The 25,265-nt window shown below is 58.7% G+C and carries 17 protein-coding genes and 1 pseudogene; 11 read left to right on the forward strand and 7 right to left on the reverse strand.

The annotated features are described in order from the left end of the window. Positions 1 to 54: 54 nt before the first annotated feature. The 4 genes from I6G90_RS05355 to yceD are packed head-to-tail and all read right to left on the reverse strand — an operon-like array spanning position 55 to position 2,759. Positions 55 to 1,014: a beta-ketoacyl-ACP synthase III gene (locus I6G90_RS05355; protein WP_042655782.1), complete on the reverse strand. Its 960-nt coding sequence runs from the start codon at positions 1,012 to 1,014 to the stop codon at positions 55 to 57. 7 nt (positions 1,015 to 1,021) lie between these two features. After that, entirely contained in the window at positions 1,022 to 2,041 is a 1,020-nt protein-coding gene (gene plsX, locus I6G90_RS05360) for a phosphate acyltransferase PlsX (RefSeq protein WP_197930090.1), read from the reverse strand. Between the two features lie 9 nt (positions 2,042 to 2,050). Beyond that, on the reverse strand, positions 2,051 to 2,218 hold the full coding sequence (gene rpmF / locus I6G90_RS05365; protein WP_005300935.1) for a 50S ribosomal protein L32: 168 nt from the start codon (positions 2,216 to 2,218) through the stop codon (positions 2,051 to 2,053). Between the two features lie 19 nt (positions 2,219 to 2,237). Then, positions 2,238 to 2,759, reverse strand: a complete 522-nt coding sequence (gene yceD, locus I6G90_RS05370; RefSeq protein ID WP_042655813.1) for a 23S rRNA accumulation protein YceD — start codon at positions 2,757 to 2,759, stop codon at positions 2,238 to 2,240. Between the two features lie 118 nt (positions 2,760 to 2,877). Here yceD and I6G90_RS05375 point away from each other — a divergent pair, with 118 nt between their 5' ends. The 5 genes from I6G90_RS05375 (at position 2,878) to I6G90_RS05395 (ending at position 10,242) form a co-directional block, all read left to right on the forward strand. Next, positions 2,878 to 3,459 carry a Maf family protein gene (locus I6G90_RS05375; RefSeq protein WP_197930092.1) on the forward strand — a complete coding sequence of 194 codons (582 nt, stop codon included), beginning with the start codon at positions 2,878 to 2,880 and terminating at the stop codon, positions 3,457 to 3,459. Positions 3,460 to 3,558: 99 nt separating this feature from the next. Next, complete coding sequence (locus tag I6G90_RS05380; protein WP_058051949.1) at positions 3,559 to 4,443, forward strand: LysR family transcriptional regulator; 885 nt, start codon at positions 3,559 to 3,561, stop codon at positions 4,441 to 4,443. Between the two features lie 108 nt (positions 4,444 to 4,551). After that, positions 4,552 to 5,670 (forward strand): efflux RND transporter periplasmic adaptor subunit, encoded by a 1,119-nt coding sequence (locus tag I6G90_RS05385; protein ID WP_197930094.1) that lies wholly within the window; start codon positions 4,552 to 4,554, stop codon positions 5,668 to 5,670. Continuing rightward, positions 5,667 to 8,741 (forward strand): efflux RND transporter permease subunit, encoded by a 3,075-nt coding sequence (locus I6G90_RS05390; protein ID WP_197930096.1) that lies wholly within the window; start codon positions 5,667 to 5,669, stop codon positions 8,739 to 8,741. The genes I6G90_RS05385 and I6G90_RS05390 overlap by 4 nt, the downstream gene beginning before the upstream one ends. Continuing rightward, the gene (locus I6G90_RS05395) at positions 8,734 to 10,242 is read left to right on the forward strand and encodes an efflux transporter outer membrane subunit (protein WP_197930098.1); all 1,509 of its coding nucleotides are present in this window, start codon (positions 8,734 to 8,736) and stop codon (positions 10,240 to 10,242) included. Before I6G90_RS05390 ends, I6G90_RS05395 begins: the two co-directional genes overlap by 8 nt. A gap of 67 nt (positions 10,243 to 10,309) precedes the next feature. Here the strand turns inward: I6G90_RS05395 and I6G90_RS05400 are convergent, their stop codons facing one another. Beyond that, positions 10,310 to 10,972, reverse strand: a complete 663-nt coding sequence (locus tag I6G90_RS05400; protein WP_197930099.1) for an HAD family hydrolase — start codon at positions 10,970 to 10,972, stop codon at positions 10,310 to 10,312. Next, entirely contained in the window at positions 10,972 to 11,916 is a 945-nt protein-coding gene (gene rluC, locus I6G90_RS05405; protein ID WP_204356693.1) for a 23S rRNA pseudouridine(955/2504/2580) synthase RluC, read from the reverse strand. The genes I6G90_RS05400 and rluC overlap by 1 nt, the downstream gene beginning before the upstream one ends. A 414-nt stretch (positions 11,917 to 12,330) precedes the next feature. Here rluC and rne point away from each other — a divergent pair, with 414 nt between their 5' ends. Beyond that, positions 12,331 to 15,465: a ribonuclease E gene (rne, locus tag I6G90_RS05410; RefSeq protein ID WP_197930100.1), complete on the forward strand. Its 3,135-nt coding sequence runs from the start codon at positions 12,331 to 12,333 to the stop codon at positions 15,463 to 15,465. A 122-nt stretch (positions 15,466 to 15,587) separates the two neighbouring features. Further along, positions 15,588 to 16,264: pseudogene (locus tag I6G90_RS05415) on the forward strand (IS1595 family transposase). Positions 16,265 to 16,318: 54 nt separating this feature from the next. Here the strand turns inward: I6G90_RS05415 and sstT are convergent. Further along, positions 16,319 to 17,569 (reverse strand): serine/threonine transporter SstT, encoded by a 1,251-nt coding sequence (sstT, locus tag I6G90_RS05420; protein ID WP_197930101.1) that lies wholly within the window; start codon positions 17,567 to 17,569, stop codon positions 16,319 to 16,321. 345 nt (positions 17,570 to 17,914) lie between these two features. On the opposite strand from sstT, the gene I6G90_RS05425 reads away from it, so the two are divergent. The 4 genes from I6G90_RS05425 to I6G90_RS05440 all read left to right on the forward strand — a co-directional run bounded on the left by I6G90_RS05425 (position 17,915) and on the right by I6G90_RS05440 (position 25,187). Continuing rightward, complete coding sequence (locus I6G90_RS05425) at positions 17,915 to 19,828, forward strand: RecQ family ATP-dependent DNA helicase (RefSeq protein WP_197930102.1); 1,914 nt, start codon at positions 17,915 to 17,917, stop codon at positions 19,826 to 19,828. A 611-nt stretch (positions 19,829 to 20,439) separates the two neighbouring features. Then, positions 20,440 to 22,362, forward strand: a complete 1,923-nt coding sequence (locus I6G90_RS05430) for a PrkA family serine protein kinase (protein ID WP_075113556.1) — start codon at positions 20,440 to 20,442, stop codon at positions 22,360 to 22,362. Positions 22,363 to 22,385: 23 nt separating this feature from the next. Continuing rightward, positions 22,386 to 23,657, forward strand: coding sequence for a YeaH/YhbH family protein (locus I6G90_RS05435; protein ID WP_197930103.1), 1,272 nt, complete (start codon positions 22,386 to 22,388; stop codon positions 23,655 to 23,657). A gap of 9 nt (positions 23,658 to 23,666) precedes the next feature. After that, complete coding sequence (locus I6G90_RS05440; RefSeq protein WP_042060437.1) at positions 23,667 to 25,187, forward strand: SpoVR family protein; 1,521 nt, start codon at positions 23,667 to 23,669, stop codon at positions 25,185 to 25,187. The last annotated feature ends 78 nt before the right edge of the window (positions 25,188 to 25,265 follow it).

The following is a 25,265-nucleotide window of genomic DNA, read 5'->3' on the forward strand; positions in this document are numbered from 1 at the left end:
TAAGACAAAAATGAAATCGGTGACGGGATGATGAATACACCATCCCGCCGAAGATCAGAGGCGAACCAGCGCCGAGCCCCAGGCAAAACCGCCGCCAAAGGCTTCCAGCAGTACCAGCTGGCCCGGTTTGATCCGGCCATCCCGAACCCCTTCGTCGAAGGCAACCGGAACGGAAGCGGCAGAGGTATTGCCGTGCTTGTCGAGGGTCAGCACCACTTTATCGAGGCTCATGCCGAGCTTCTTGGCGGTGGCACTGATGATGCGGAAGTTGGCCTGATGAGGCACCAGCCAATCCAGCTCGCTCGGTTCGATACCGGCAGCGGCCAACGTTTCGGTGACGATCTCGCTCAGACGGGTGACTGCTACCTTGAAGACATCGTTGCCCTTCATATACATGTAGGCTTCGAGCTCGGCACCCGGCATACCGCGGCGAGGGTGCGGCAGCTTGAGTAGCTCGCCATAACGGCCATCGGCATGGAGATGGGTAGAGAGGATGCCCGGCGTCTCGCTGGCACCGACAATCACAGCCCCTGCCCCGTCACCAAACAGGATGATGGTGCCGCGATCTTGCGGATCGCACATGCGGGAGAGCACATCGGCCCCGACGACCAGCACATGGCGGGCGGCGCCAGATTTGACAAACTGATCGGCAATAGAGAGTGCGTAGGTGAAACCGGCACAGGCCGCAGCCACGTCAAAGGCAGGAATGCCCGGTACGCCGAGCAGCCCCTGCAGCTCGCAGGCAGCAGCCGGGAAGGCATTTTCAGCACTGGTGGTGGCCAGCACTATCATATCGAGATCGGCAGCGGTCAGACCGGCTGCTTCCAGGGCCCGCAGGGCGGCCTGGTAAGAGAGGGTGGCAACGGTTTCGTCAGCCCCGGCAATACGGCGCTCACGGATACCGGTGCGTTCCACGATCCACTCATCACTGGTCTCAACCATCTGCTCGAGATCGGCGTTGGTACGCACTGAACTCGGCAGGTAGCTGCCAGTACCCAGAATTTTGCTATGCATAGAGTTCTTATAGATCCCTGTCAGAGAAGACAGCTTCAAGGCGATCTGCTATTTGCAGTGGAAGTTGATGTTTGGCCTCTTGTGCGGCCAGCAGGATCGCATTACACAGGGCGCGCCGTTCGGCCCGCCCATGACTTTTTACCACAATGCCGCGCAATCCTAACAGACTTGCCCCGTTATACTGGTCGGGGTTCAGGTAAGAAAAACGCCGTTTGAACATAAATCCGGCGATCCGGCCAAGAAAACTGCGTTTCTTGCGGGGATATCCGGCCAGCTGGGCCATCATCCGCACCACCCCTTCTGCCGTTTTGAGGGCGACATTGCCGACAAAACCGTCACAGACAATCACGTCACTGTCACCGCTGAAGATGCGATCCCCTTCGACGAACCCGACATAATTGAGCGCGTGGCACTGGCGCAACAATTCGGCGCTGTGACGCACCAGATCGTTGCCCTTGATCTCCTCCTCGCCGATGTTGAGCAAGGCAACACGGGGTGACGCAATCCCTTCGACCTTTTCGGCCACGACGGAGCCCATCACCGCAAACTGCAGCAAGGTATCGGCATCGCAACTGACATTGGCGCCGAGATCCAGCATCACGGTGCGTTTGCCGCTCAAGGTCGGTAACGCCTTGATGAGGGCGGGTCTGTCTACCCCGGGCAGGGATTTGAGCACGCACTTGGCCATCGCCATCAGGGCGCCGGTATTGCCAGCACTGACGCAGGCATCGGCCTCACCGGCTTTCACCAGATTGAGTACCACCCGCATGGAGGAGTCTTTCAGAGTACGCAACGCCACGATCGGTTTATCGCCCATGCCAACCACCTGGGATGCATGTACGAAACGAACGCGGGGATGATTCAGCAAGCCATGTTGCTGCAGCAAAGAAGAGGTCTGGTGCTGGTCGCCGACCAGGAGCAGTTTTAGCTGGGGTAAAAGAGACAGTGCCTGCACGGCGGCAGGCACTGTTTCCGAGGGGCCAATATCTCCCCCCATGATGTCTAGCGCGACAGTTTGCGTAGACAAAGGCAATCCTTAAGCGATTACCTTTTTACCGCGGTAGAAACCATCGGCAGTCACGTGGTGACGACGATGAATTTCGCCACTGGTCTGATCAACAGTCAGGGCAGCGGTGGTCAGCGCATCGTGGGAACGACGCATGCCACGCTTGGCACGGGTTTTACGGTTCTGTTGTACGGCCATTGTAGGCTAACTCCTAAATTCACTTACGTTTAAGCTCTTCAAGAACTGCAAAGGGATTCGGCCGCTCATCAGCAGGTTCGATTTCACCCCAGGTCATCTCCATGTTTCCTCTCGGGCAGGCATCCATAGGATGCATTGCGACTTGAGGCAACGAGAGGATAAGTTCATCCTCCAAGATTTTATGAAGATCTATCTCGCCGTTTTCGTCCAACTCAATGGGCTCATAAGCTTCCGGCAGTTCTTCCTCGTTTGTTCTTTCGAACAGCGGAGTGTATATAAATTCAGCTTCACAGAGGTGTTCGAATGTCTCTCCGCAACGTTGGCAAACCAGGTCAACCTTGGCATGGGCAGTGCCTTTCATAACGGTCAACTTCTGGACATCTTTGCCAAAGTGCAGTGATACATCGATATCACTCTGCAAGCCAGCGGTTGATTCCTCCAGCCTGGGCATCTGCGACTTTTCCACTATCCCGATGTAATCGAGCAGCTTCAAGGCACTACGGACTGGATCAACCTTAACGGGCAACTTCACCTTTTGCATAGGGCGCGAATAATATAGGTCCAACAACTGATAGTCAAAGGAAAAAGTCCTTACCGCCGATGATTTTAACGTCACAAGTCCCTAGAATGCCGGTACTCGCTTTCATCGGTACCTGATTATGCCACAGAATCTGATCCTCGCCTCAACTTCTCGCTATCGCAAAGCCCTGCTGGAGAAGCTCGGCCTCCCCTTTGAATGTGCCTCGCCCGAGGTGGATGAACGCCCGCTGGCTGGCGAATCTGCTGAAACGCTGGTGGCCAGACTGGCCCGTGCCAAGGCTGATGCCATCGCCGGGCAACGTGATCACGGCTTGATCATCGGTTCTGATCAGGTGTGTGTTTGCGATGGTCGCATCCTCGGCAAACCGGGCACCATCGACAATGCCATCGCCCAGCTGATGGCGGCCCAAGGTCGCAGCGTCACCTTCTATACCGGCCTGTGCGTGGTGAATGCCGCAACCGGTGAGGCTCATCAACTGGTGGAACCCTTCACCGTCCATTTTCGCAACCTCGATGGAGCCGCCATTCGCCGCTATGTAGAAGCAGAATTGCCCCTCGATTGTGCCGGCAGCTTCAAATGTGAAGGGATGGGGATCGTGCTGTTCAAAGGGCTGGAGGGGCGCGACCCCAATGCCTTGATTGGCTTGCCGCTGATCGGTCTGATCGAGCTGCTGGATCGCCACGGTATCGCCCTGCCCTGATGTTCGGTGTGGCGACAACCCGCGTGCCTGCTGGACAAGTGCTTATGACGGGTGGCGCACTGGTGCGCCGCTTCAACCCTATCAACCAGGATCCGGATTGTGCGTATAGATGATTTGAGGCTTTTTCTCTCTGTGGTCGAACTGGGCAACTTTGCCGCCGTGGCACACTCCCTCGATGTGCCACGGGCCCAGGTCAGCCGACGCATTGGCGATCTGGAACATGCGCTGGGCTGCAAGCTGTTTACCCGCACTACCCGCAAGCTAACCCTGACGCCGGCCGGCACCGACTATTTTATGCAGTTGCAGGAGATCATTCCGCGACTAGAGACTCTTAACCAGAGCATCAAGAACCAGAGTTCGGCCCCTACCGGTTCGGTCAAGCTGGGGCTGATCGGGGATGCCGACATACTGGCCCACGACTTGCTGGTCAATTTTCTCGACAAGTATCCCCTCATCACCCTGGAGACCCACGTCAGCAACCTCGGTTATCACGACATCATGAACTACGGGCTCGATGCCTGCGTCCATATTGGCGAGATGAAAGAGAGCTCGTTTGTCGCCCGTCCTCTAACCACGGTCTCGCGCAAACTCTACGCCAGCCCGGCCTATGTGGCCGCCCACGGCATGCCGCAACAACTTGACGATCTTCATCAACACGCCCTGCTGATCCATCGCCTGGCCAGCGGAGAGCTGGAGGATTGCTGGAACTTCAATACCGGCCCGCTCAAGGTCAGCAGCCGGCTCATCTCCAACAGCAGCCACTATATCCGTTACGCGGTGCTCAAGGGGGCCGGGATCAGCCTGCTGCCCGAACTGAGTGTCAAGGCACAGGTCGCCAGTGGCGAATTGCTGGAGATCCTGCCGACCCACAAGGTCTATCTCGATGATGCCTGGCTGGTGTATCCCAGCCGCAAGGGAATGACCCATGCCGCCCGTCTGCTGATAGAGAGTCTGTTGGCAGAATCGGCGTTGTTACTCGGCTGATTGTCACGGATTACGAGACATAGAAGCATAGATAGACGGGATTAATCACAAGGAGTGATTCAATTAGACTGGCGCCATTTGATGACACTTGTCTAAAGGAATCCTCTGATGACACCTCCCCGCTTCAAAACAACACTGCTCGGCAGCGCTATCCTGCTGCTGTTGAGCGGTTGTGGCGCCGACGCCACCACGCCAGCTGCGCCGCAACCACCGCAACTGCGCGCCGTCCAGGTCATGACCCTGAAAGCCCCCGTCGCCACCCGCCAGCACACCTTCAGCGGCGTGCTGAAATCGGCCCGCACCACCGATCTGTCGTTCCGGGTACATGGAATGTTGCAGGAGCTGGTGGTGACCGAGGGGACACGGGTCAACAAGGGGGCGTTGCTTGCCCGCCTCGATCCCCACGATTTCCAGGTCTCTGTCAGTCAGGGACAGGCCCAGCTGGCCGAAGCCCGTGCGGCCCATCGGCTGGCGCGAATTGAGCTGCAGCGGATCAGGCAGGCCACCGCCGACAACGCCATCGCCGATGTCAATCTTGATCGGGCCATCAGTGCCGAAGCCCGCGCCGGCGCGGCGGTCGAGATGGCCAGCCAGGGGCTGCAAAAAGCCCGCGATGCGCTGACCTACAGCGAGCTGCGCGCTCCCTTTGACGGAGTGATCGGCAAGCGACACATCGACAACCACGAATTTGTGCTGCCCGGCGTCAAGGTGCTGACCCTGCACCAGCCGGAGCGGCTCAATGTGGTGATCGACGTACCGGAGCGCCAGGTTGCCAGGATCACGCCCGGCCTGCCAGGCCACCTCGCCTGGGGTCAGCGCCAGCAAAATATCGCGGTGACGGTGACCGATATCGCCTCCATCCCCGCCCCGCTCAAACGTACCTACGAGGTGACGCTCTCCCTGCCGCGGGATCAGCGCAATCTGGTGGCGGGCAAGTCGGTCAATGTCACCCTCGACCTGCCGCAGCAAGCGGATACCCGCCTCTTCTGTCTGCCCGCCATGGCGGTCAACAGTCAGGATCGCCAGTGGCATGTCTGGCGGGTGGATGCGGATCGGGTGGTCCGGGTGCCGGTGTCGCTTCATGGCCAGCAGCGGGATGCCCTCTGTGTCAGCGGTGAGCTGGCGACGGGTGATCAGCTGGTGGTGGCAGGCAGCGCTTTTGTCAGCGAGGGTGAACAGGTCGCCATCATGGCAGACCCGTCGCTGGAACGGGTGGCTAAATCATGAATCTCTCAACCTTTGTACTGCGCCAGAAGACCTTCGTGATCTTCTTCACCCTGCTCTGCACCCTGGTCGGGCTGGTCTCCTACTTCCAGCTCGGCAAGCTGGAAGATCCCGCCTTCACGGTCAAGAGTGCGGTGATCGTGACCCTCTATCCCGGCGCCGATGCCGGTGAGGTGGAGCGGCTGGTCACCGATCCCATCGAAACCAAGTTGCAGGAGATGGAGCATCTGTGGAAGCTGCGCTCTCTCTCCCGTCCCGGCAGTTCGATGATCTTTGTCGATCTGCAGGAGCAGGTGAACTCGGCCGAACTGCCCCAGCAGTGGGACCTGCTGCGCCGCAAGGTCAATGACGTCAAGCTCTCGCTGCCTCCCCAGGCCCAGCTCACCATAGTGCAGGACGAATTTTCCGAAGTGTATGGCATGCTCTTCTCCCTCTATGGTGACAGTGTCGCCATGGCCGATCTCAAGGATCACGCCCGCGAGCTGCAACGCCGGCTCAAGGCCATCGAGGGAGTGAAAAAGATACAACTGCACGGTATTCATGAGCAGGTGCTCAACATCGATGTCGATGATGAGCGGCTGGCGCAGGCCAACCTGACCACCCTGCAGTTGTTCGAACAGCTGGGTAGCCAGAACCTGCCACTGCAGAGCGGCGATTTCACCATGGGCATCGAGCAGATCCGCGTCGAACAGGCCGGGGCATTCGGTAGTGTGGAGGATATCCAGAACCTCAGCATCAAGACCGGCATTAATGGTCTGGAAAGCGCCACCGTGCGGCTGGGTGATATCGCCAACGTCTACCTCGACTATCAGGATCCCGCCATGACCCTGAGCCGTTTCAACGGCCAGCAGGCGATCACCCTGGCAGTCAGCCCGGTCAACGGCATCAACGTGGTCAGCATTGGCGATACCCTCCGCCAGGAGTTGACACAATTCGAAGCCACTCTCCCGGAAGGGGTTCATGTCGGCGTCGTCGCCTATCAGCCGGAGGAGGTAGCCAAGTCCGTCAACAACTTCATTATCAACCTGGCCGAGAGCGTGATCATCGTGGTGATCGTGCTGCTGATCTTCATGGGTTGGCGCAGTGCCGCCATCGTCGGGGCCAGCCTGTTGCTGACCATCCTCTTTACCCTGATCTACCTCAACCTGACCCAGGTTGATCTGCAGCGGGTCTCGCTCGGTTCATTTATCCTGGCGCTGGGAATGCTGGTGGATAACGCCATCGTCATCGTCGATCTCGTTGAGGCCAAAGTGCGTCAGGGGATTACCCGCAATCAGGCGGTGAGCGACAGCATCCGCGAAATGGCACTGCCGCTGTTGGCGGCGACACTGATCGCCGCGCTGGGTACGGCGCCCGTGCTCTTCTCCCAGACCGATGCGGCCGAGTTCGCCCTCTCCATCGTGCAGGTGCTGTGCAGCTCCCTGCTGCTCTCCTGGCTCATCGCCATGACGGTCACCCCGCTGCTCTGCTGGTATTTCATTCCCGCACCGACCCAAACGGATGAGCCGATCCCGCCTTCACGGCTGGCAGCGCTCTACCAAAAAGCCGTGTGCTGGTCGGTGGATAACCCGCTCAAACTGCTGCTCGGGGTCGCCCCGGTATTGCTGCTGACCCTGGCGATCATCCCATTGCTGCAGGTCAACTTCATGCCCTCCTCCGATCGCCCCATGCTGTTTCTCGACTACTGGCTGCCCAACGGCGGGCGGATTGCCCAGACCTCGGCCGACATGCACAAGATTGAGCAGTGGTTGCTGCGCCAGCCACAGGTGACCAGCCTCTCCAGCCATATCGGCGAGAGTGCCCCCCGTTTCTCGGTCACGGTTGAGCCTGAGCCCTTCGACAGCAGTTATGGCCAGATCCTGATCAACACCCGCAGCTATGAGGATATTGCCACCCTGACGGCGGCAGGCGATGCCTGGTTGCAGGCCGAATTTCCCTACGCCGAGCCCAGATTCCGCCCACTCAAACTGGCCACCAAGGACAAATTTGCCATCGAGGCACGCTTCGTCGGACCGGATCCGCAACAGCTGCACCGGCTCGCCAATGAGGCCAAACGGCGGCTGGCCGCCAACCCTCACCTCATCTATATCCGGGATAACTGGCGCCAGGAGAGCAAGGTGCTGGTGCCCCTCATCAATCAGGATGCGGCGAGGATCGCCGGCATCAATCGCGCCGACATCGCCAATGCCATTACCCGGGCAACCGATGGCAGCCTGATTGGCCAGATGCGCCGTGATGATGACCTCATCCCCATCAAGCTGCGCAGCAGCAATGCCAGCCTGGCCCAGTTTGACAATATTCCGGTGCGCTCCCTGCTCGGCAGCCACAGCGTGCCGATGGGACAGGTGGTCGATGGTATCGAGTTCAAGGGGGAAGAGAGCATGCGTTGGCGCTACAACCGCCAGCCTGCCATCACGGTGCAAGCGGACGTGAGGGGCGATACCCCCTCCAATGTGCGCAAGGCGATTGCCCGCGAACTGGAGGCGATTCCCCTGCCCCCCGGCTACACCATGGCGTGGGGCGGTGAATATTATGACGAGAAGCGCTCGGTCGATGATCTGATGACCCAGACCCCCAAGGCGATGGTGCTGATGACCATCATTCTGGTCGCCATGTTCAGTGCCTACCGTCAGCCGTTTATCATTCTGGTGACGCTGCCGCTGGCCTCCATCGGCATTGTCTGGAGCCTGTTGCTGCTGGACAAACCGTTCGGCTTTATGGCGATTGTCGGCATGATCTGCCTCAGTGGCATGATCATCAAAAACGGCATCGTGCTGATCGACCAAATCGAACTGGAGCGCAAGGGGGGCCGGGCACTGGCTGACGCGGTCAAGAGAGCGACCCTCAACCGTACCATGGCTATCTCGATGGCGGCGCTCACGACAGTGCTCGGGATGATCCCGCTGCTGACCGACCGGCTGTTTGATCAGATGGCCGCGACCATTGTTGGCGGGCTCTCGGCCGCCTCCTTCCTCTCCCTTTTCGTGATGCCGGCGCTCTATCAGCTGCTCTATCGGCACGAAGCGCAAGGCGCACTCATCCCTTCCCGCAGCAAGGAGCCATGCCATGACTGATCTTCGACTCACCCTGGTGGCCACGGCTCTGCTGCTGGCCGGTTGCAGCATGACCCCTGACTATGAGGTGCCACAGGTGGCCGTGGGGAGTGTCTATCTCAACGCCAGCCTTGCCGAGGGGATCAGTGAGGCCAAACCGGAGCCCGGACGACTCTGGTGGCAACAGTTCAATGATCCGCAGCTCGATCGGCTGGTCATGGCAGCCCAGCAGCAGAATATCCCCATCAGGATGGCCAGCGAACGCATCAAAGCGGCGCAATCCTACCAGGCCGCGGTCTCCTCGCTGAAGGTACCCACCATCGCCCTCAACGCGGGTTATGTGGATATGCGGCTGAGCAAAAATGGCCCGCTAAGCGGCCCCGCCGTTGCCGAGTTCACCCTGCCGCCCCAACTCGGGGGGAGCAGCCTCAGTGTGCTGGATCGTGATAACCAAACCCATCTGGCCAGTGCCACCATCGGCTGGGAGGCGGATCTGTTTGGCCGGATCGATGCCCTGAGTCAGGCGGCCAGCATCCGGGTCGAGCAAGCCGAACTGCTGCAGCGTAATCTCACTACCCTGATGACCGCCGAGGTGATCAACAACTATCTGCAATACCGCGCCGCCGGGGAGCGCGTCGCCATCACCAGACAGATCATCGCCGAGCAGCAACAGGTGTTGACGCTGGTGCAGTCGCTGCATCGTCATGGCTATGGCTCCGAGCTGGATCTGGCCAATGCCCGCGCCGCCCAGGCCGCGACAGAGGCCATGCTGCCGATGCTCGACAGTGCGCGCGCCGCCCATCTCGGCCGGCTGGCCATCCTGCTCGGAGAGACCACGACGCAGACCCGCAACCGGCTCGGCGAAGGCGCGTTGCCACAGATGTCGGGCCTGATCCCGGTGGGGTTGCCTTCTGAACTGCTGAACCGGCGCTTTGATATCGCGCTGGCCGAGCGGGAGATGGCGGCACGCAACCAGCAACTGGGCGCTGCCATCGCCAACCGCTATCCGAAGTTGGTATTGACCGGTACCCCCGGCGTGTCGGCCAGCGATCTCGACGATCTGCTCTCCTCCGGTTCAGTTGGCTGGTCCCTCGGCGCAGGCATAAGCTGGAACCTGTTCGATGGTGGGCGGGGAGCCGCCATGGTGGATCTGCAACAAGCGGGGTTCAGGGAGTCGGCCCTCGCCTACCAGCAGGTGGTGAATGGCGCCTTCAACGAGGTCGATACGGTGTTGAGAGCCTATGCAAACAGCCAGCAGTATCAACAGTTGATCGCCCGGGCCGACGATCAGGCTCAGATAGCCGTCGACAAGGCGACCAGCCTCTACCGGGCGGGGCTCGAAAACCACCTTAGCGTGCTCAATGCCCAGCGTGTCAGCAACAACCTGCAGGATGCCCGGGTACAGGCCCGCCTCAGTACCGCCACCACAGTGGTGCTGCTGCACAAGGCGCTGGGTGGCGAGTGGCGAGTGCCACAGGACGCCCCTCCAGAAGATGAGGCGTTAACCGGAGAGGCAACATAGCAATGAGCCCGGCCAATTGGCCGGGCTCATTTTTTCAATCAGCACCCTGTTGCTCGTAAGGATAGGGTCACAACAGCGCTCTGAGCGCCGCCATGGAGTCCACCACCGCCACAGGCCCGTGACGACCGAGGGCATCACGACTATCCACCCCCCAAGTGACGCCAATGCGCGGCATGGCGATCGCCTCGGCCATCGCCATATCGTGCACGGAGTCACCGATCATCACCGCCTGCCGGGGTGACAGCCCCAGCTCGGCCAGGATCTGCTCAAGCATCAACGGATCGGGTTTGGAGTTGGCCTCATCGGCGCCGCGACTGGTGACAAACAGCGGGCGCAGCCCGGTCTCATCCAATACCCGATCCAGCCCTCGGCGTGATTTTCCGGTGGCGACAGCCAGTTGCAGCCCCTGTGACTGCCAGTCATGCAACAACTCCCCTGCCCCGGCGAACAGCGGGCTGGGGGTAGCATCGTGCAGATAGTGATGACGATAGCGATCGATGAGTGCGGCAATCTGGCGCTCATCGCTGGTGGCGCCACTGTCACTGCATAAGGGAAACAGACGGGACATGGCGACATCGAGGCTCAATCCGATGATCTGCCGGATCCGGGCTGGCGTAGGCACCGCCAGTTCACAATCTCTGGCGGCTCCTTGCACACAAGCAACGATCCGGCCCACCGAATCCATCAGGGTACCGTCCCAATCGAAAATGGCGAGCCGGATATCTTGCATTAGTGCGCCAACTTTTCCAGGAAACCGTCAAGCTCGGGTGCAAGGGGGGCTTCCACCTGCATCTCGCGACCATCGGCCGGATGAGTGAAGCTGAGCTTCCAGGCATGCAAAAAGAGCCGTTTCAGTCCTTGGCTGCGCATTTTCTCGTCAAACGCCGCTTCACCGTACTTATCGTCACAGGCGATCGGGTGACCGGCATGCAGGGTATGCACACGGATCTGGTGGGTACGGCCGGTGATGGGGCTGCACTCGACCAGGGTCGCTTCGGCAAATTGACGCACGATGCGGAACCGGGTTTCGGAGGGCTTGCCATCGGCACTGACCCGCACCACCCGTTCACCGGATTGCAGATCGTTCTTGCGCAGCGGGGCGTTGACCACCTTGACGTGGGCCTGCCACTTGCCACGCACCAGCGCCAGATACTGCTTGCGCATGGTCTTGACGCGCAGCTGCTCATGCAGGCTGCGCAGGGCGCTGCGCTTCTTGGCAACCAGCAGTACGCCGGAGGTATCGCGGTCGAGGCGGTGCACCAGTTCGAGGAAGCGGGCTTCCGGACGCAGGGCGCGCAGTCCTTCGATGACGCCAAAGCTCAACCCGCTGCCACCGTGCACGGCCATGCCGGAGGGCTTGTTCAGCACGATCATTGCATCGTCTTCAAACAGGATCTGGCTCTCCAGACGCTGGATAACACCGAGGTTGGCCGATGGCAGCTCATTCTTCTCGGCAACGCGCACGGGGGGGACCCGCACCTCGTCACCCGCGCAGAGTTTGTACTCCGGTTTGATGCGCTTTTTGTTTACCCGCACTTCGCCTTTGCGAAGGATGCGATAGATCAGGCTCTTGGGGACGCCCTTTAGCTGAGTCTTGAGAAAATTGTCGATGCGCTGCCCTTCATGCTCAGCTTCGATGGTGAGCAGCTGCACTTGTTGTTGTATCTGTGTCATGGCGCGGATTTTAACACTGCCAGCGCCCCTTGGCTGCATGGTTTGTTGAAAAATGGCGCCTTGCTATAAAAGAGGTTTAAATGGGATAATAAACAAGGTTTTGTCATTGTGTTCAAGCCTTGTACTAAGTGGCCAAAAAGTATGCCACCCAATCCCGAAACACCGTGTATACAAGAACATGACGGTTCCCGGGTGCGAGGTACAACGCATGGAGAACACAAACATTACCGTTTATTTGTCTCCATTTCGGCATCCTTATTCATCCCTTCTCGAGAAGTGATGACCAGAGCGCCCTTAGTTTGCGCCTCATGCATACCCCAACCGGGAGGTTGCCCCAGTATGCTGAAGACCCGAGGCCGGCGCCGGCAGGACCCCAGATGGAGGAAATCAAAATGACACAATAATGAGAACTCAATGAAAAGAATGCTTATCAACGCAACTCAAGAAGAGGAGTTGCGCGTAGCGCTGGTTGACGGACAACAGCTCTACGATTTGGATATTGAAAGTCCGGGACACGAGCAGAAGAAAGCGAACATTTACAAGGGTAAGATCACCCGCGTAGAACCCAGCCTTGAAGCTGCTTTTGTTGACTACGGCGCCGAGCGCCACGGTTTCCTGCCGTTGAAGGAGATCGCCCGCAATTACTTCCCCTCCGGTTACTCCTATCAGGGTCGTCCCAACATCAAAGAAGTGGTCCGCGAAGGTCAGGAAGTTATCGTCCAGATCGACAAGGAAGAGCGTGGCACCAAGGGTGCAGCCCTCACCACCTTTATCAGCCTGGCCGGTAGCTACCTGGTGCTGATGCCCAACAACCCCCGTGCCGGTGGTATCTCCCGCCGTATCGAGGGTGATGAGCGGACCGAACTGAAAGAAGCCCTGAGCGGATTGACCGTGCCTGAAGGCATGGGCCTGATCGTGCGTACTGCCGGTGTGGGCAAGTCTCCGGAAGAGCTTGAGTGGGATCTGAACGTTCTGCTCAACCACTGGGACTCCATCCACAAGGCGTCACAAGAGCGTACCGCTCCCGTGCTGATCCACCAGGAAAGCAACGTGATCGTGCGCGCTATCCGTGACTATCTGCGTCGCGATGTGGGCGAGATCCTGATCGACGATCCGGTGATTTTCGAACGCGCCAGAGCCCATATCGAGCTGGTTCGCCCCGATTTCCTCAACCGTGTGAAGCTGTACAAGGGTGAAGTTGCCCTGTTCAACCACTTCCAGATTGAGAGCCAAATCGAGTCTGCCTTCCAGCGTGAAGTGCGCCTCCCCTCCGGCGGCAGCATCGTTATCGATCCGACCGAAGCCTTGACCTCCATCGATATCAACTCCTCCCGCGCCACCAAGGGCGGCGATATCGAAGAGACTGCGCTGCAAACCAACCTGGAAGCGGCCGACGAAATTGCCCGTCAATTGCGTCTGCGCGACTTGGGCGGCCTGATCGTTATCGACTTCATCGACATGACCCCGGTTCGCCATCAGCGCGAAGTGGAAAACCGTCTGCGTGAAGCGGTGCATCAGGACCGAGCCCGCATTCAGCTGGGCCGGATCTCCCGTTTCGGTCTGCTGGAGATGTCTCGCCAACGTCTGCGTCCCTCCCTCAACGAGTCCAGTAGTCATATCTGCCCCCGTTGCCAGGGTCAAGGGGTTATCCGTGACAACGAATCTCTCGCCCTGTCCATCCTGCGTCTCATCGAAGAAGAGGCCATGAAGGACAACACCGAGCAGGTTCACGGCCAGGTGCCTGTGGATGTTGCCGCCTATCTGCTTAACGAGAAGCGTGCCGCCATCGCCAGTCTGGAACAGCGCAATGATGTCCGTGTTTACATCATTCCGAACCAGCATCTGGAAACCCCGCACTACGAAGTAACCCGCATTCGTCAGAACGAGATCCCGGAAGCGGCCAGCTACGAGCTGAAAACCGAAATTGCCAAGCCGACCTACCAGCCGAAACAGGCCCAGGTGATCGAGCGTGAGCAACCGCTGCTGCAAGGCTTTGCCCAACCGGTACAACCGGCCCCTGTTGCCCCGCAACAGCCGGTGGCGCCCGTTGCTGCAGCTCCTGCCGAAGCCGGTTTCTTCAGCAAGCTGATCAAAGGCATTAGCGGCCTGTTCAGCAGTGATAGCGCCCCTGCCGAAGTGAAAGCGCCCGCCGAGAAACCGGCAGCGCGGGAAGCTCGCAAGGATGAAGGTCATCGTCACCAGCGTGATGAGACCCGCGCCCGCGGCCAGCGTCCCCGTCGTGACGACAATCGCAACAACCGCAACAATGCGGAAGCTGGCGAGAAGCGTGAAGGTGGCAACCGCGAAGCCGGTGAAAACCGCAATCGCCGTCCCCGCAAAGAGCGTGAGCCCCGTCAGGAACGTGAAGCCCGTAGCGAGACCCGTGGTGAAGTGCGCAGCGAACAGCGCATGGAACGTGAACCTCGTCAGGAGCGCGAGCCTCGCGAACCTCGTCAAGAGCGTGCCCCACGTCCGGCCCGTGAACCGCGTGCTCCCCGTGAGGCGCGCGCCGAGGTCGTTGTTGAAGCGGTAGAAGCCGTTGATGCAGTCGCCATCGAGCCGCGTCAGGAGAAAGAGCTGAAAGTGGCCGAGCGCCGCGAACGTCGCCAACTGCGCAAGCAGATCCGCGTCGATGTCGCCGCTGCTGACACCCCTGCCCTGCCGGTTGACGATGCAGCAGTGCAAGCTGAGGTGATCGATGCAGTGGGTAACGAGCAGGAAGAGCAGAGTGAAGGGCAACGCCGTTCACGTCGCACTCCGCGTACCCAGCGTATCGAAGGCCAGCGTCGCAAGCGCATCAACGAAGATGCCCGCAGCCAGCGTGATGAAGAGCAACCAGCAACAGAGAGCCAGCTCACTACCGCTGCCCAGGCTGATGCTGCCAAGGTAAAAGCCGAAGAGCCGGTAGTACCCGTGGTCACCATCCCGAGCGCGGAAGCCATTGCTGCCGCCCTGCAGGCCTCTTCCGCGCTGACCGAGCACGTCGTTGCTGAGGCCATTGCCGAAGAAGCTGCCGAGCAGGCCACTGCCCAGGTTGCAGCAACTCAAGCCGATGTTGCTACCAGCCCGGTTGTTGAAACTGTCGCTGAGGTTGTCGTTGCCGCAGAGCCAGAAGTAGCCGTTGTCGCTGCGCCGGTTGCCGAAGTGGTCACCGCCACCGAGGTGGAAACTGCACACGTTGTTGAAACTGCTCCGGTTATTGAAGAAGCACCGGCCGTAACAGCTCCTGTTGTGGAAGCCGCACCTGTCGCCGCTGTTGTCGAAACACCAGCACCTGCTGCTGTCGTCGAAACCCCGGCTGCCGTGGCTACGGTAGTGGTGGAAGAGGCACCGGTCGTCGCCAAACAGGTAGTTCACGGTGCCGGCTTGCTGGCTCGTGCTCGCAAGGCATCAGCGCCGATGGCAACCCCTGCCGAAGCGCCAGCCCTGCCTGCTCGTGAGCCGGTTAACCACCCGCCGCTGGTACGCAACGAGGTGAGCACATCCGGTCGTCATGGTGGTAGCACAGCTGCCGTCAACGTGGCTACCAGCCCTGCTGGTCGTCCGTAACCGATCCGGGTTAGTCCGTTAATCAAAGCCACACCAATCGGTGTGGCTTTTTTATTGCTCAGTCCCAATTACGTGTTGAAAGGCTGATCTTGAAGTAGGCCATCACCTTGAGGTCTACCATCATGGATACTCCAGCCTTTCAACACCTCTTGTCTCTCTTTCCCCAGTTAACCCTGCGCCAGCGCCGTGTTGCTCAGCAGGAACTCATGCACCCCACACCATTACCTCACCATTTCTTGCGCGCGATGGCACCCCATCAGGCCACCCGGGAAGAGGGCATCGTTGAGGTAGACGAGACCTTCTTCCTCGAATCGTTCAAGGGGCAACGGGGACGGCCACGTCCGCCAAGACATCGTGGTAGCAAGGGGCAAACCCGTGAAACCGGGCCGGATTACATTCCGGTGATGGTGGTGCAAGACCGTGCAGGACACCATGCGGATTTTCAGCTAGAGAAGATAAATGCCGAGGTGGTCATCGCGGTCTTGAAGCCGTTGGTGTCACCGGATGCAGTGCTGTGTAGCGATGGAGCGGGTGTGTATGCCTGTTTCAGCAAAGAGCAGGGCGTAACCCATCAGGTAGTGCACAATCGCCAAGGCATCACATCCAGCACGTGAACGGGTATCACCATCGGTTGAAAGAGTGGATGGAGCGGTTCCATGGCGTGGCGACGCACAACCTGAAGAATTACCTGGGTTGGCGCAGGATGCTGGAGCGTTACGGGAGTGGCGTAAATATCAAAGCGTGTTTGCATGAGGCGCTGGGGCCCCCAATGCAACACGTTATTCGGGCACAGTCATAAAAAAACGCCCTCCGAAGAGGGCGCAACATTATCGTGATGTAAACCGCTACCGGCTCACGCCTCGCTGCTGGGCAGCGCGGAAGGTTCCAGCAGGGTTTCATCTTCGGCCATGCAAGCTGCCGCGGTGAACAGCACGTCGGTGGAGCTGTTAAGGGCTGTCTCGGCAGAATCCTGCAACACGCCGATGATAAAGCCGACAGCAACTACCTGCATGGCGATGTCGTTGCTGATGCCAAACAGACTGCACGCCAGCGGGATCAGCAGCAAGGAACCACCGGCCACGCCGGACGCACCACAGGCGCTGACCGTTGCCACCACGGAGAGCAGCACAGCCGTTGCCATGTCCACTTCCATCCCCAGGGTATGTACCGCCGCCATGGCCAGCACAGTGATGGTGATGGCGGCACCCGCCATATTGATGGTGGCACCCAGCGGGATGGAGACCGCGTAGGTATCTTCCGGCAGACGCAGTTTTTCACACAGCGTCATGTTGACCGGAATGTTGGCGGCAGAGCTGCGGGTGAAGAAGGCGGTCACACCACTCTCTTTGAGGCAGGTCAGCACCAGCGGATAGGGGTTGCGCTTGATCTTCCAGAACACGATCAGCGGGTTGACCACGAAGGCGATAAACAGCATGCAGCCGATCAGCACCACCAGCAGTTGGGCATAACCAAACAGCGCATCGAAGCCGGTCTCGGCCAGGGTCGAGGCAACCAAACCCAGAATACCGAGCGGGGCGCAGCGGATCACCGCTTTCACTATGGTGGAGACACCGTGAGAGAGATCGGTGATCAGCGCCTTGGTGCTCTCGTTGGCATGGCGCATGGCGATACCCAGACCAATGGCCCACGCCAGGATCCCGATATAGTTGGCATCCATCAGCGCCTTGACCGGGTTGGTCACCACGTTGAACAGCAGAGCCTGTAGCACCTCGGTGATCCCGCCCGGCGGGGTGATCTCGGCAGTATTGGCGACCAGATGGAGGTTGGAGGGGAACAGGAAGCTGGCAACCACCGCGACCACGGCCGCAGAGAAGGTACCAAACAGATAGAGCAGCAGGATCGGTCGCATGTTGGTCTTCTGACCCTGCTTGTGACCAATAATTGCCGCCATGACCAGTACGAAGACCAGCAGCGGCGCCACCGCTTTCAGTGCGCCAACAAACAGGCTGCCGAGCAGACCTGCCGTTTTCGCCCACTCGGGCGCAAACAGTGCCAGCAAGATACCGAATACCAGACCAACCAGGATCTGGCTGACCAGACTGGTGCTATTGACCAGCCGAAGGAGGGGGTGTTGTTGTGTCATCAAAAAGTCCCTAGGCACCGTAGTGCATGAATCATGAGTCCTGTCAGCAATCTTGCACCCGAGCAACCCCTGTCGCCCGAGTGTGGTGTCTGTGGCCAACCTTCTGTCGGGCCGATCCGCCAGTCACCGGATTGCATGACGGAATATCCCATTCGCCATCATTTTTTTCCAGCGGCTCACCAAAAAATATCCCGTTTCCATCACAAAAAACCGCAACAAAACCTTAACTGCAGTGCAACCACCCATTTTTGTACGTTTTATCGGCACACTCACCCTGCGCCATGGGTCGCCATCCGTGACCGGTGTCACTGTGCTATCATCCCCCATTTGCTGCGGAGCCTTGCCATGATCCCATCCCTGCTCAACCAATACTTTGGTTTCTCCACACTCAGGCCAGGCCAGGAGGCGGTGATCAGCCGGGTGCTGGCTGGCCAGAGTGCCGCCGCAATCTTTCCCACCGGCTCCGGCAAGTCCCTCTGCTATCAGCTGCCTGCCCTCGCCATGCCCCACCTGACCCTGGTGATCTCGCCGCTGCTGGCGCTGATGCACGATCAGCTCGCCTTCCTCAAAAGCAAGGGAATAAGCGCCGCCACCCTCGACTCGAGCCAAAGTCCGGAGGAGAGCCGCAGAGTGATGCAGCAAGCGCTGGATGGGCAGCTCAAAATCCTGATGATCTCGGTGGAGCGGCTCAAGAACGAGCGCTTTCGCCGCCTTATCGAACAAGTGCCGCTCTCGCTGCTGGTGGTGGATGAGGCGCACTGTATTTCGGAGTGGGGCCACAACTTTCGCCCCGACTACCTCAAACTGCCGAGCTATCGCCATGACCTGAAGATCCCGCAGGTGTTGCTGCTGACCGCTACCGCCACACCCGCGGTTATTCAGGATATGCAGACCAAATTCGGCATCGAGCCTGAAGGAGTTGTAGTCACCGGTTTCTACCGTTCCAATCTTGATCTGGCGGTTATCCCCCTGGCGCCCGACGCGCGGGACGGCTGGCTCGCACGAACGCTAACGCAAGAGCCGGCGGCCCCCACCATCGTCTACGTCACCTTGCAGCACACCGCCGAAGCCTGCGCCGAGCAGCTTATTGGGCAAGGGATCAATGCCCGCGCCTACCATGCCGGACTCGACTCGGCGCTGCGCAGCCAGATCCAGCACGACTTCATGGCTGGCAAGGTGGATTGCATCGTCGCCACCATCGCCTTTGGCATGGGGATCGACAAAGCGGATATCCGGCGGGTCATTCACTACGATCTGCCCAAATCCATCGAGAACTACAGCCAGGAGATTGGCCGCGCCGGGCGGGATGGTCAGCCCTCGCGCTGTATCGTGCTGGCAAACCAGAGCCAACTGCCGGTGCTGGAGAACTTCGTCTACGGCGATACCCCGGATTTGAGTGCCATCCTCCAGCTGCTTGCCATCATCGGGCAGAGCGGGGCCGAGTGGGAATTCACCCTGCTGCGCCTCTCCAACGACACCAATATCCGTCAGTTACCGCTGAAAACCCTGCTGGTCTATCTGGAGATGGCGGGCATCATCACCCCGGCCTACAGCTACTACGCCGACTACCGCTTCAAGTTTGTGCTGGATAAAGGCGAGATAGTGAGTCGCTTCAATCCGGATCGTCGCCAGTTTCTGGAGCAACTGTTCGCCTGCGCCCCGCAAGCACGCAGCTGGTGCACCATGGACTTTGACGCCCTCTGGCAGGGCTATCAGGGAGAGCGGCAGCGGGCGGTTGCGGCGCTCGATTACCTGCAACAGCAAGGCTGGATAGAGCTCGAAAGCAAGCAGATGACCGAGGTCTACCGGATCACCCGTCAGGGGTGGGACTGCGAGCAGGAGGCTAACGCTCTCCATGCCCTGTTCCTGCAAAAAGAGCAGAGCGAGCTGGCCAGACTGCAAGCCATGCTCGACTTTTTCACCTCGGATGAGTGCCTGAGTCACCGCCTCGCCCGCTATTTTGCCGATGAGGTGGCGCCGGTTCATTGTGGCCACTGTTCGGTCTGTCGCGGCGAGGTGGCGCATCTCCCGCCCCTGCCCTCACTGACCATGCCAAACGAGGCGGGGATCCGTGCCTGGTGTGACCCGCTGATTGCCAAGACTGGTTCAGTGGATGCGCGTGTCCTGGCCCGTTTCTTGTGCGGTATCGCCACACCGCTGACCAGCCGGGTCAAGGCCAAATCGCTGGCGGGTGCAGGCCAACTGGCCGCCCACCCGTTTGCACGCGTCCTGACGGCAGTGCAACAAGCCTACCCTTGATCGGTGATTGCTATGATCGGGTGATCATGCGCGGCCTCTACATCCCCAGCAGCGATCCGCGTCTGCGGGTGCTGAAAAAAGAAGACCCTCGCGGTTGCGAGGGTCAAGCCAACGGAAACGTGCTTAAACAGAGCTTGGTGAGGTAACAGTCAACTCTCTTGCTAAAGCGTCATGCTGCTCACACATCGCCAATCTAGGGCACCCGAAATGTAGCGTCAATGTAAAAATTAGAGCCAAAACTCCAAACAAGCGCATTTACGTTGACGTACACGTAATGATATTTTCATCCATAGCCCCGCCAGCCCGTCCCCCTGTTGCCTTTCATCGAAAGCCTTAATCTTTTCGCAATAAGTTCCCCGTTTCCCATAAACATTTATTTTTTATGTCTTTGACATTTACCTCACTATCGTGGCAAAAATAATTTAACAGTCAGTAACATAGCGGTGTTGTTGACTGACCCTTCCCGCACAAGGATCGGGCAGGATTCTTCAGAATTTAACCAATCAACCGTGATGGATTACTGGAGGCTGTTGACTAGGCTTTAAAAGCGCACAACACAAAAGCAGTCATCCACTTTTTTCAGGGTAAGCGACTATAACGAGGGCAAAGTTATGGGCATATTCGAGCATTACCAACAGCGATATGAGAAAGCGAGAGAAGAGGAATATACCATCCAGGAGTTCCTGGATATGTGTAAGCAGGACAAAGCCTGCTATGCCTCCGCAGCCGAACGTCTGCTAACCGCCATCGGTGAGCCGGAGATGGTAGACACCTCTGCCAACCCCAGACTGAGCCGACTCTTCTCCAACCGCGTCGTGGCACGCTATCCCGCCTTCAAGGATTTCTACGGGATGGAAGAGGCCATCGAACAGATCGTCTCCTACCTCAAACACTCCGCCCAAGGGCTGGAGGAGAAGAAACAGATCCTCTATCTGCTGGGCCCCGTTGGCGGCGGTAAATCCTCGCTGGCAGAAAAACTCAAATCCCTGATGCAAAAGGTACCCATCTATCGCATCAAGGGCTCACCGGTCAACGATCACCCCTTCTGCCTGTTCGATATCGAAGAGGACGGGGAGATCCTGGAGAAAGAGTACGGCATCCCGCGCCGCTACCTGCGCCCCATCATGTCCCCTTGGGTGGCCAAGCGCCTGCACGAGTTTGGCGGTGACATCAGCAAGTTCAAGGTGGAGAAGGTCAATCCCTCCATCCTCGATCAAATCGCCATCGCCAAAACCGAACCGGGCGATGACAACAACCAGGATATCTCCTCGCTGGTCGGCAAGGTCGACATCCGTATGCTGGAGCACTTCGCCCAGGATGACGCCGATGCTTATTCCTACTCCGGTGCGCTGTGCAAGGCGAACCAGGGTGTGATGGAGTTTGTCGAGATGTTCAAGGCGCCCATCAAGGTGCTGCACCCACTGTTGACGGCAACCCAGGAGGGGAACTACAACGGCACTGAAGGGCTCTCCGCCCTCCCCTTTGACGGCATCCTGCTGGCCCACTCCAACGAATCCGAGTGGCAGCAGTTCCGTAACAACAAGAACAACGAGGCCTTCCTAGACCGGGTTTACATCGTCAAGGTGCCTTACTGCCTGCGCGTCTCGGAAGAGGTGAAGATCTACGAAAAACTGCTGATCAACAGTGAACTGACCGACGCCAAATGCGCGCCGGGCACTCTCGAGCTGCTGGGTCAGTTCTCGGTGCTGTCACGGTTGAAAGAGCCGGAAAACTCCAGCATCTACTCCAAGATGCGGGTCTATGATGGCGAGAGCCTCAAAGACACCGATCCCAAGGCGAAGAGCTATCAGGAGTATCGCGACTACGCCGGTGTAGACGAGGGGATGAATGGTCTCTCTACCCGTTTTGCGTTCAAGATCCTCTCCCGCGTCTTCAACTTCGACCACGCGGAAGTGGCCGCCAACCCGGTGCACCTCTTCTATGTGCTGGAGCAGCAGATCGAGCGCGAGCAGTTCCCGCAAGAGCTGCACGATCGCTACCTTGAGTTCATCAAGGGCTATCTGACCCCGCGCTATGTGGAGTTCATCGGCAAGGAGATCCAGACCGCCTATCTCGAGTCCTACTCCGAGTACGGCCAGAACATCTTCGATCGCTACGTCACCTACGCCGACTTCTGGATCCAGGATCAGGAGTACCGTGACCCCGAGACCGGCCAGCTGTTTGACAGAGCATCCCTCAACAGCGAGCTGGAGAAAATTGAAAAACCCGCCGGGATCAGCAACCCGAAAGATTTCCGCAACGAAATCGTCAACTTCGTGCTGCGTGCCCGGGCCAATAATGCAGGCCGTAACCCCAACTGGACCAGTTACGAGAAGCTGCGCACCGTGATCGAGAAGAAGATGTTCTCCAACACGGAAGAGCTGCTGCCGGTTATCTCCTTCAACAGCAAAACCTCGGCCGAGGAGCAGAAGAAGCACGATAACTTTGTCGAACGGATGATGGAGAAAGGCTACACCCGCAAACAGGTGCGACTGCTCTCCGAATGGTATCTCAGGGTACGCAAGTCATCCTGACCCTGACTGTTCAAGGGGGAGTTATGGCGCATTTTATCGACCGCAGGCTCAACGGCAAAAACAAAAGCGCTGTCAATCGGCAGCGCTTCATCCGCCGCTACAAGAAGCAGATAAAACAAGCGGTCTCGGATGCTGTCTCCAAGCGCAGCATTCAGGACGTAGACAAGGGCGAGAACATCAGCATCCCGACCAAGGATATCGGCGAACCCCATTTTCATCAGGGACAAGGCGGTAAACGGGAGATGGTGCATCCCGGTAATGATCAATTCGTCTCCGGCGACAAGATTGACCGCCCCAAAGGAGGGGGCGGAGGACAGGGTTCCGGCGAGGGACAGGCATCCAATCAGGGTGAAGGGGCCGATGATTTCGTGTTCCAGATCTCCAAGGATGAGTATCTCGATCTGCTGTTTGAGGATCTGGAGCTGCCCAGGCTGCAGAAAACCCAGCTCAACCAGCTGATGGAGATGAAAACCTACCGGGCGGGCTACACCTCCAACGGGGTGCCCGCCAACATTAACGTGGTGCGCTCGCTGCAAAATTCGCTGGCGCGGCGCATGGCGCTGCAGGCGGGCAAGAAACGCCAGCTGCATGAACTGGAAGATAGGCTGACCCTGCTGGCCGCCGATCCCAACGAACACTTTGCCGAAATCGCGCTGCTCGAGAAGGAGATCCGGGAGCTGAAACGGCGGATCGATGCGGTGCCGTTTATCGACACCTTCGATCTCAAGTTCAACAACTTCGTCAAGCGGCCCGTCCCCTCCAGCCAGGCGGTGATGTTCTGTCTGATGGACGTCTCGGGCTCCATGGATCAGGCCACCAAGGAGATGGCCAAGCGTTTCTATATCCTGCTCTATCTGTTCCTGAGCCGGACTTACAAGAACGTCGAGGTGGTCTATATCCGCCACCACACCCAGGCCAAAGAGGTGGATGAACACGAGTTCTTCTACTCCCAGGAGACCGGCGGCACCATCGTCTCCAGCGCGCTCAAGATGATGAACGACATCATCAACGAGCGTTATCCCGCCAACCAGTGGAACATCTATGCGGCGCAGGCATCGGACGGTGACAACTGGGCCGATGACTCACCGCAGTGCAGGGAGATCCTGGCGCGGGACATCATGCCAAGGGTGCGCTACTACTCCTACATCGAGATCACTACCCGTGCCCACCAGACTCTGTGGCACGAATATGAGTCGGTAGCCAGCCAGTTCCCCCACTTTGCGATGGAACACATTCGCAAGGTCGAGGATATCTATCCGGTGTTCCGCGAGCTGTTCAAGAAACAAGCGGCGTGAGGAGGTCACATGATCGAAACTGAAAAACGTGTAGCGCCACTGGATGACGGACCAGACTGGAACTTCGATCTGCTGGAGACTTATCATCAGGAGATCGCCCGGGTCGCCCGTTTCTACAAGCTGGACACCTACCCCAACCAGATCGAGGTGATCACCGCCGAGCAGATGATGGATGCTTACTCCAGTGTCGGCATGCCCATCGGCTATCAACACTGGTCGTTCGGCAAGCGCTTTATCCATACCGAACGCAACTACAAGCGCGGCCAGATGGGACTGGCCTACGAGATCGTCATCAACTCGGACCCTTGCATCGCCTACCTGATGGAGGAGAACACCATGCCGATGCAGGCGCTGGTGATGGCCCACGCCTGCTACGGTCATAACTCCTTCTTCAAGAACAACTACCTGTTCAAGGCGTGGACCGATGCGTCCTCGATCATCGACTACCTGCTGTTTGCCAAGAAATACATCACCGAATGTGAAGAAAAACACGGTATTGAAGCAGTAGAACGATTACTGGACTCCTGTCATGCGCTGATGAACTACGGGGTAGATCGTTACAAGCGGCCCCAGAAGATCTCGATGGCCGAGGAGAAGCGGCGTCAGAAGGCGCGGGAAGATTATCTGCAGACTCAGGTCAACGAGCTGTGGCGTACCCTGCCCAAGCAGCATAAAGCCGCGGGGGTGGAGGACAGACGCTACCCCGCCGAGCCCCAGGAGAACATTCTCTACTTCATCGAGAAGAATGCCCCCTTGCTGGAGCCCTGGCAGCGGGAAGTGGTGCGTATCGTGCGCAAGATCAGCCAGTATTTCTATCCACAAAAGCAGACCCAGGTGATGAACGAGGGGTGGGCCACGTTCTGGCACTACACCATCCTCAATCACCTCTATGACGAGGGCAAGCTGAGCGATCGCTTCATGATGGAGGTGCTGCACAGCCACACCAACGTGGTCTATCAACCGGCCTACAACAGTCGCTACTACTCGGGGATTAACCCCTATGCGCTGGGGTTTGCCATGTTTACCGACCTGCGCCGCATCTGCGAGAACCCGACCGAGGAGGACAGACAGTGGTTCCCCGATTACGCTGGCAGCAACTGGGTCGAAACCCTCCACTTTGCCATGCAGAACTTCAAGGACGAGAGCTTTATCAGCCAGTTCCTCAGTCCTAAAGTGATGCGGGATATGAAGCTATTCGCCATCGATGACGACGATCTGAAGAACTATCTGAAGGTCTCCGCCATCCACAATGACGAAGGCTATCGTCAGGTGCGCAATACCCTGTCGGCCCAGTACAACCTGAGCAATCTGGAGCCCAACATTCAGGTCTACAACGTAGCGGTAAAAGGGGATCGCTCCCTCACCCTGCGCTATGTGCCCCACAACCGCATCCCCCTTGGCGACTCGCGCCATGAGGTGCTCAAGCACCTGCATCAACTGTGGGGATTCGACGTGGTGCTGGAGCAGGATAACGGCGATCTGCCACCCGATATCATCGGCCGCTGTCCGGAGCGCAAACCGGGGATCTGACCCGTGACCCGATACCTCGGCGGCCCACTTCGGTGGGCCGTTTCTTTATCGGCATTTAACCCTGCCAGCATGAGCGCT

The sequence above is a fragment of the Aeromonas allosaccharophila genome (assembly GCF_016026615.1).
Taxonomy (GTDB): domain Bacteria; phylum Pseudomonadota; class Gammaproteobacteria; order Enterobacterales; family Aeromonadaceae; genus Aeromonas; species Aeromonas allosaccharophila.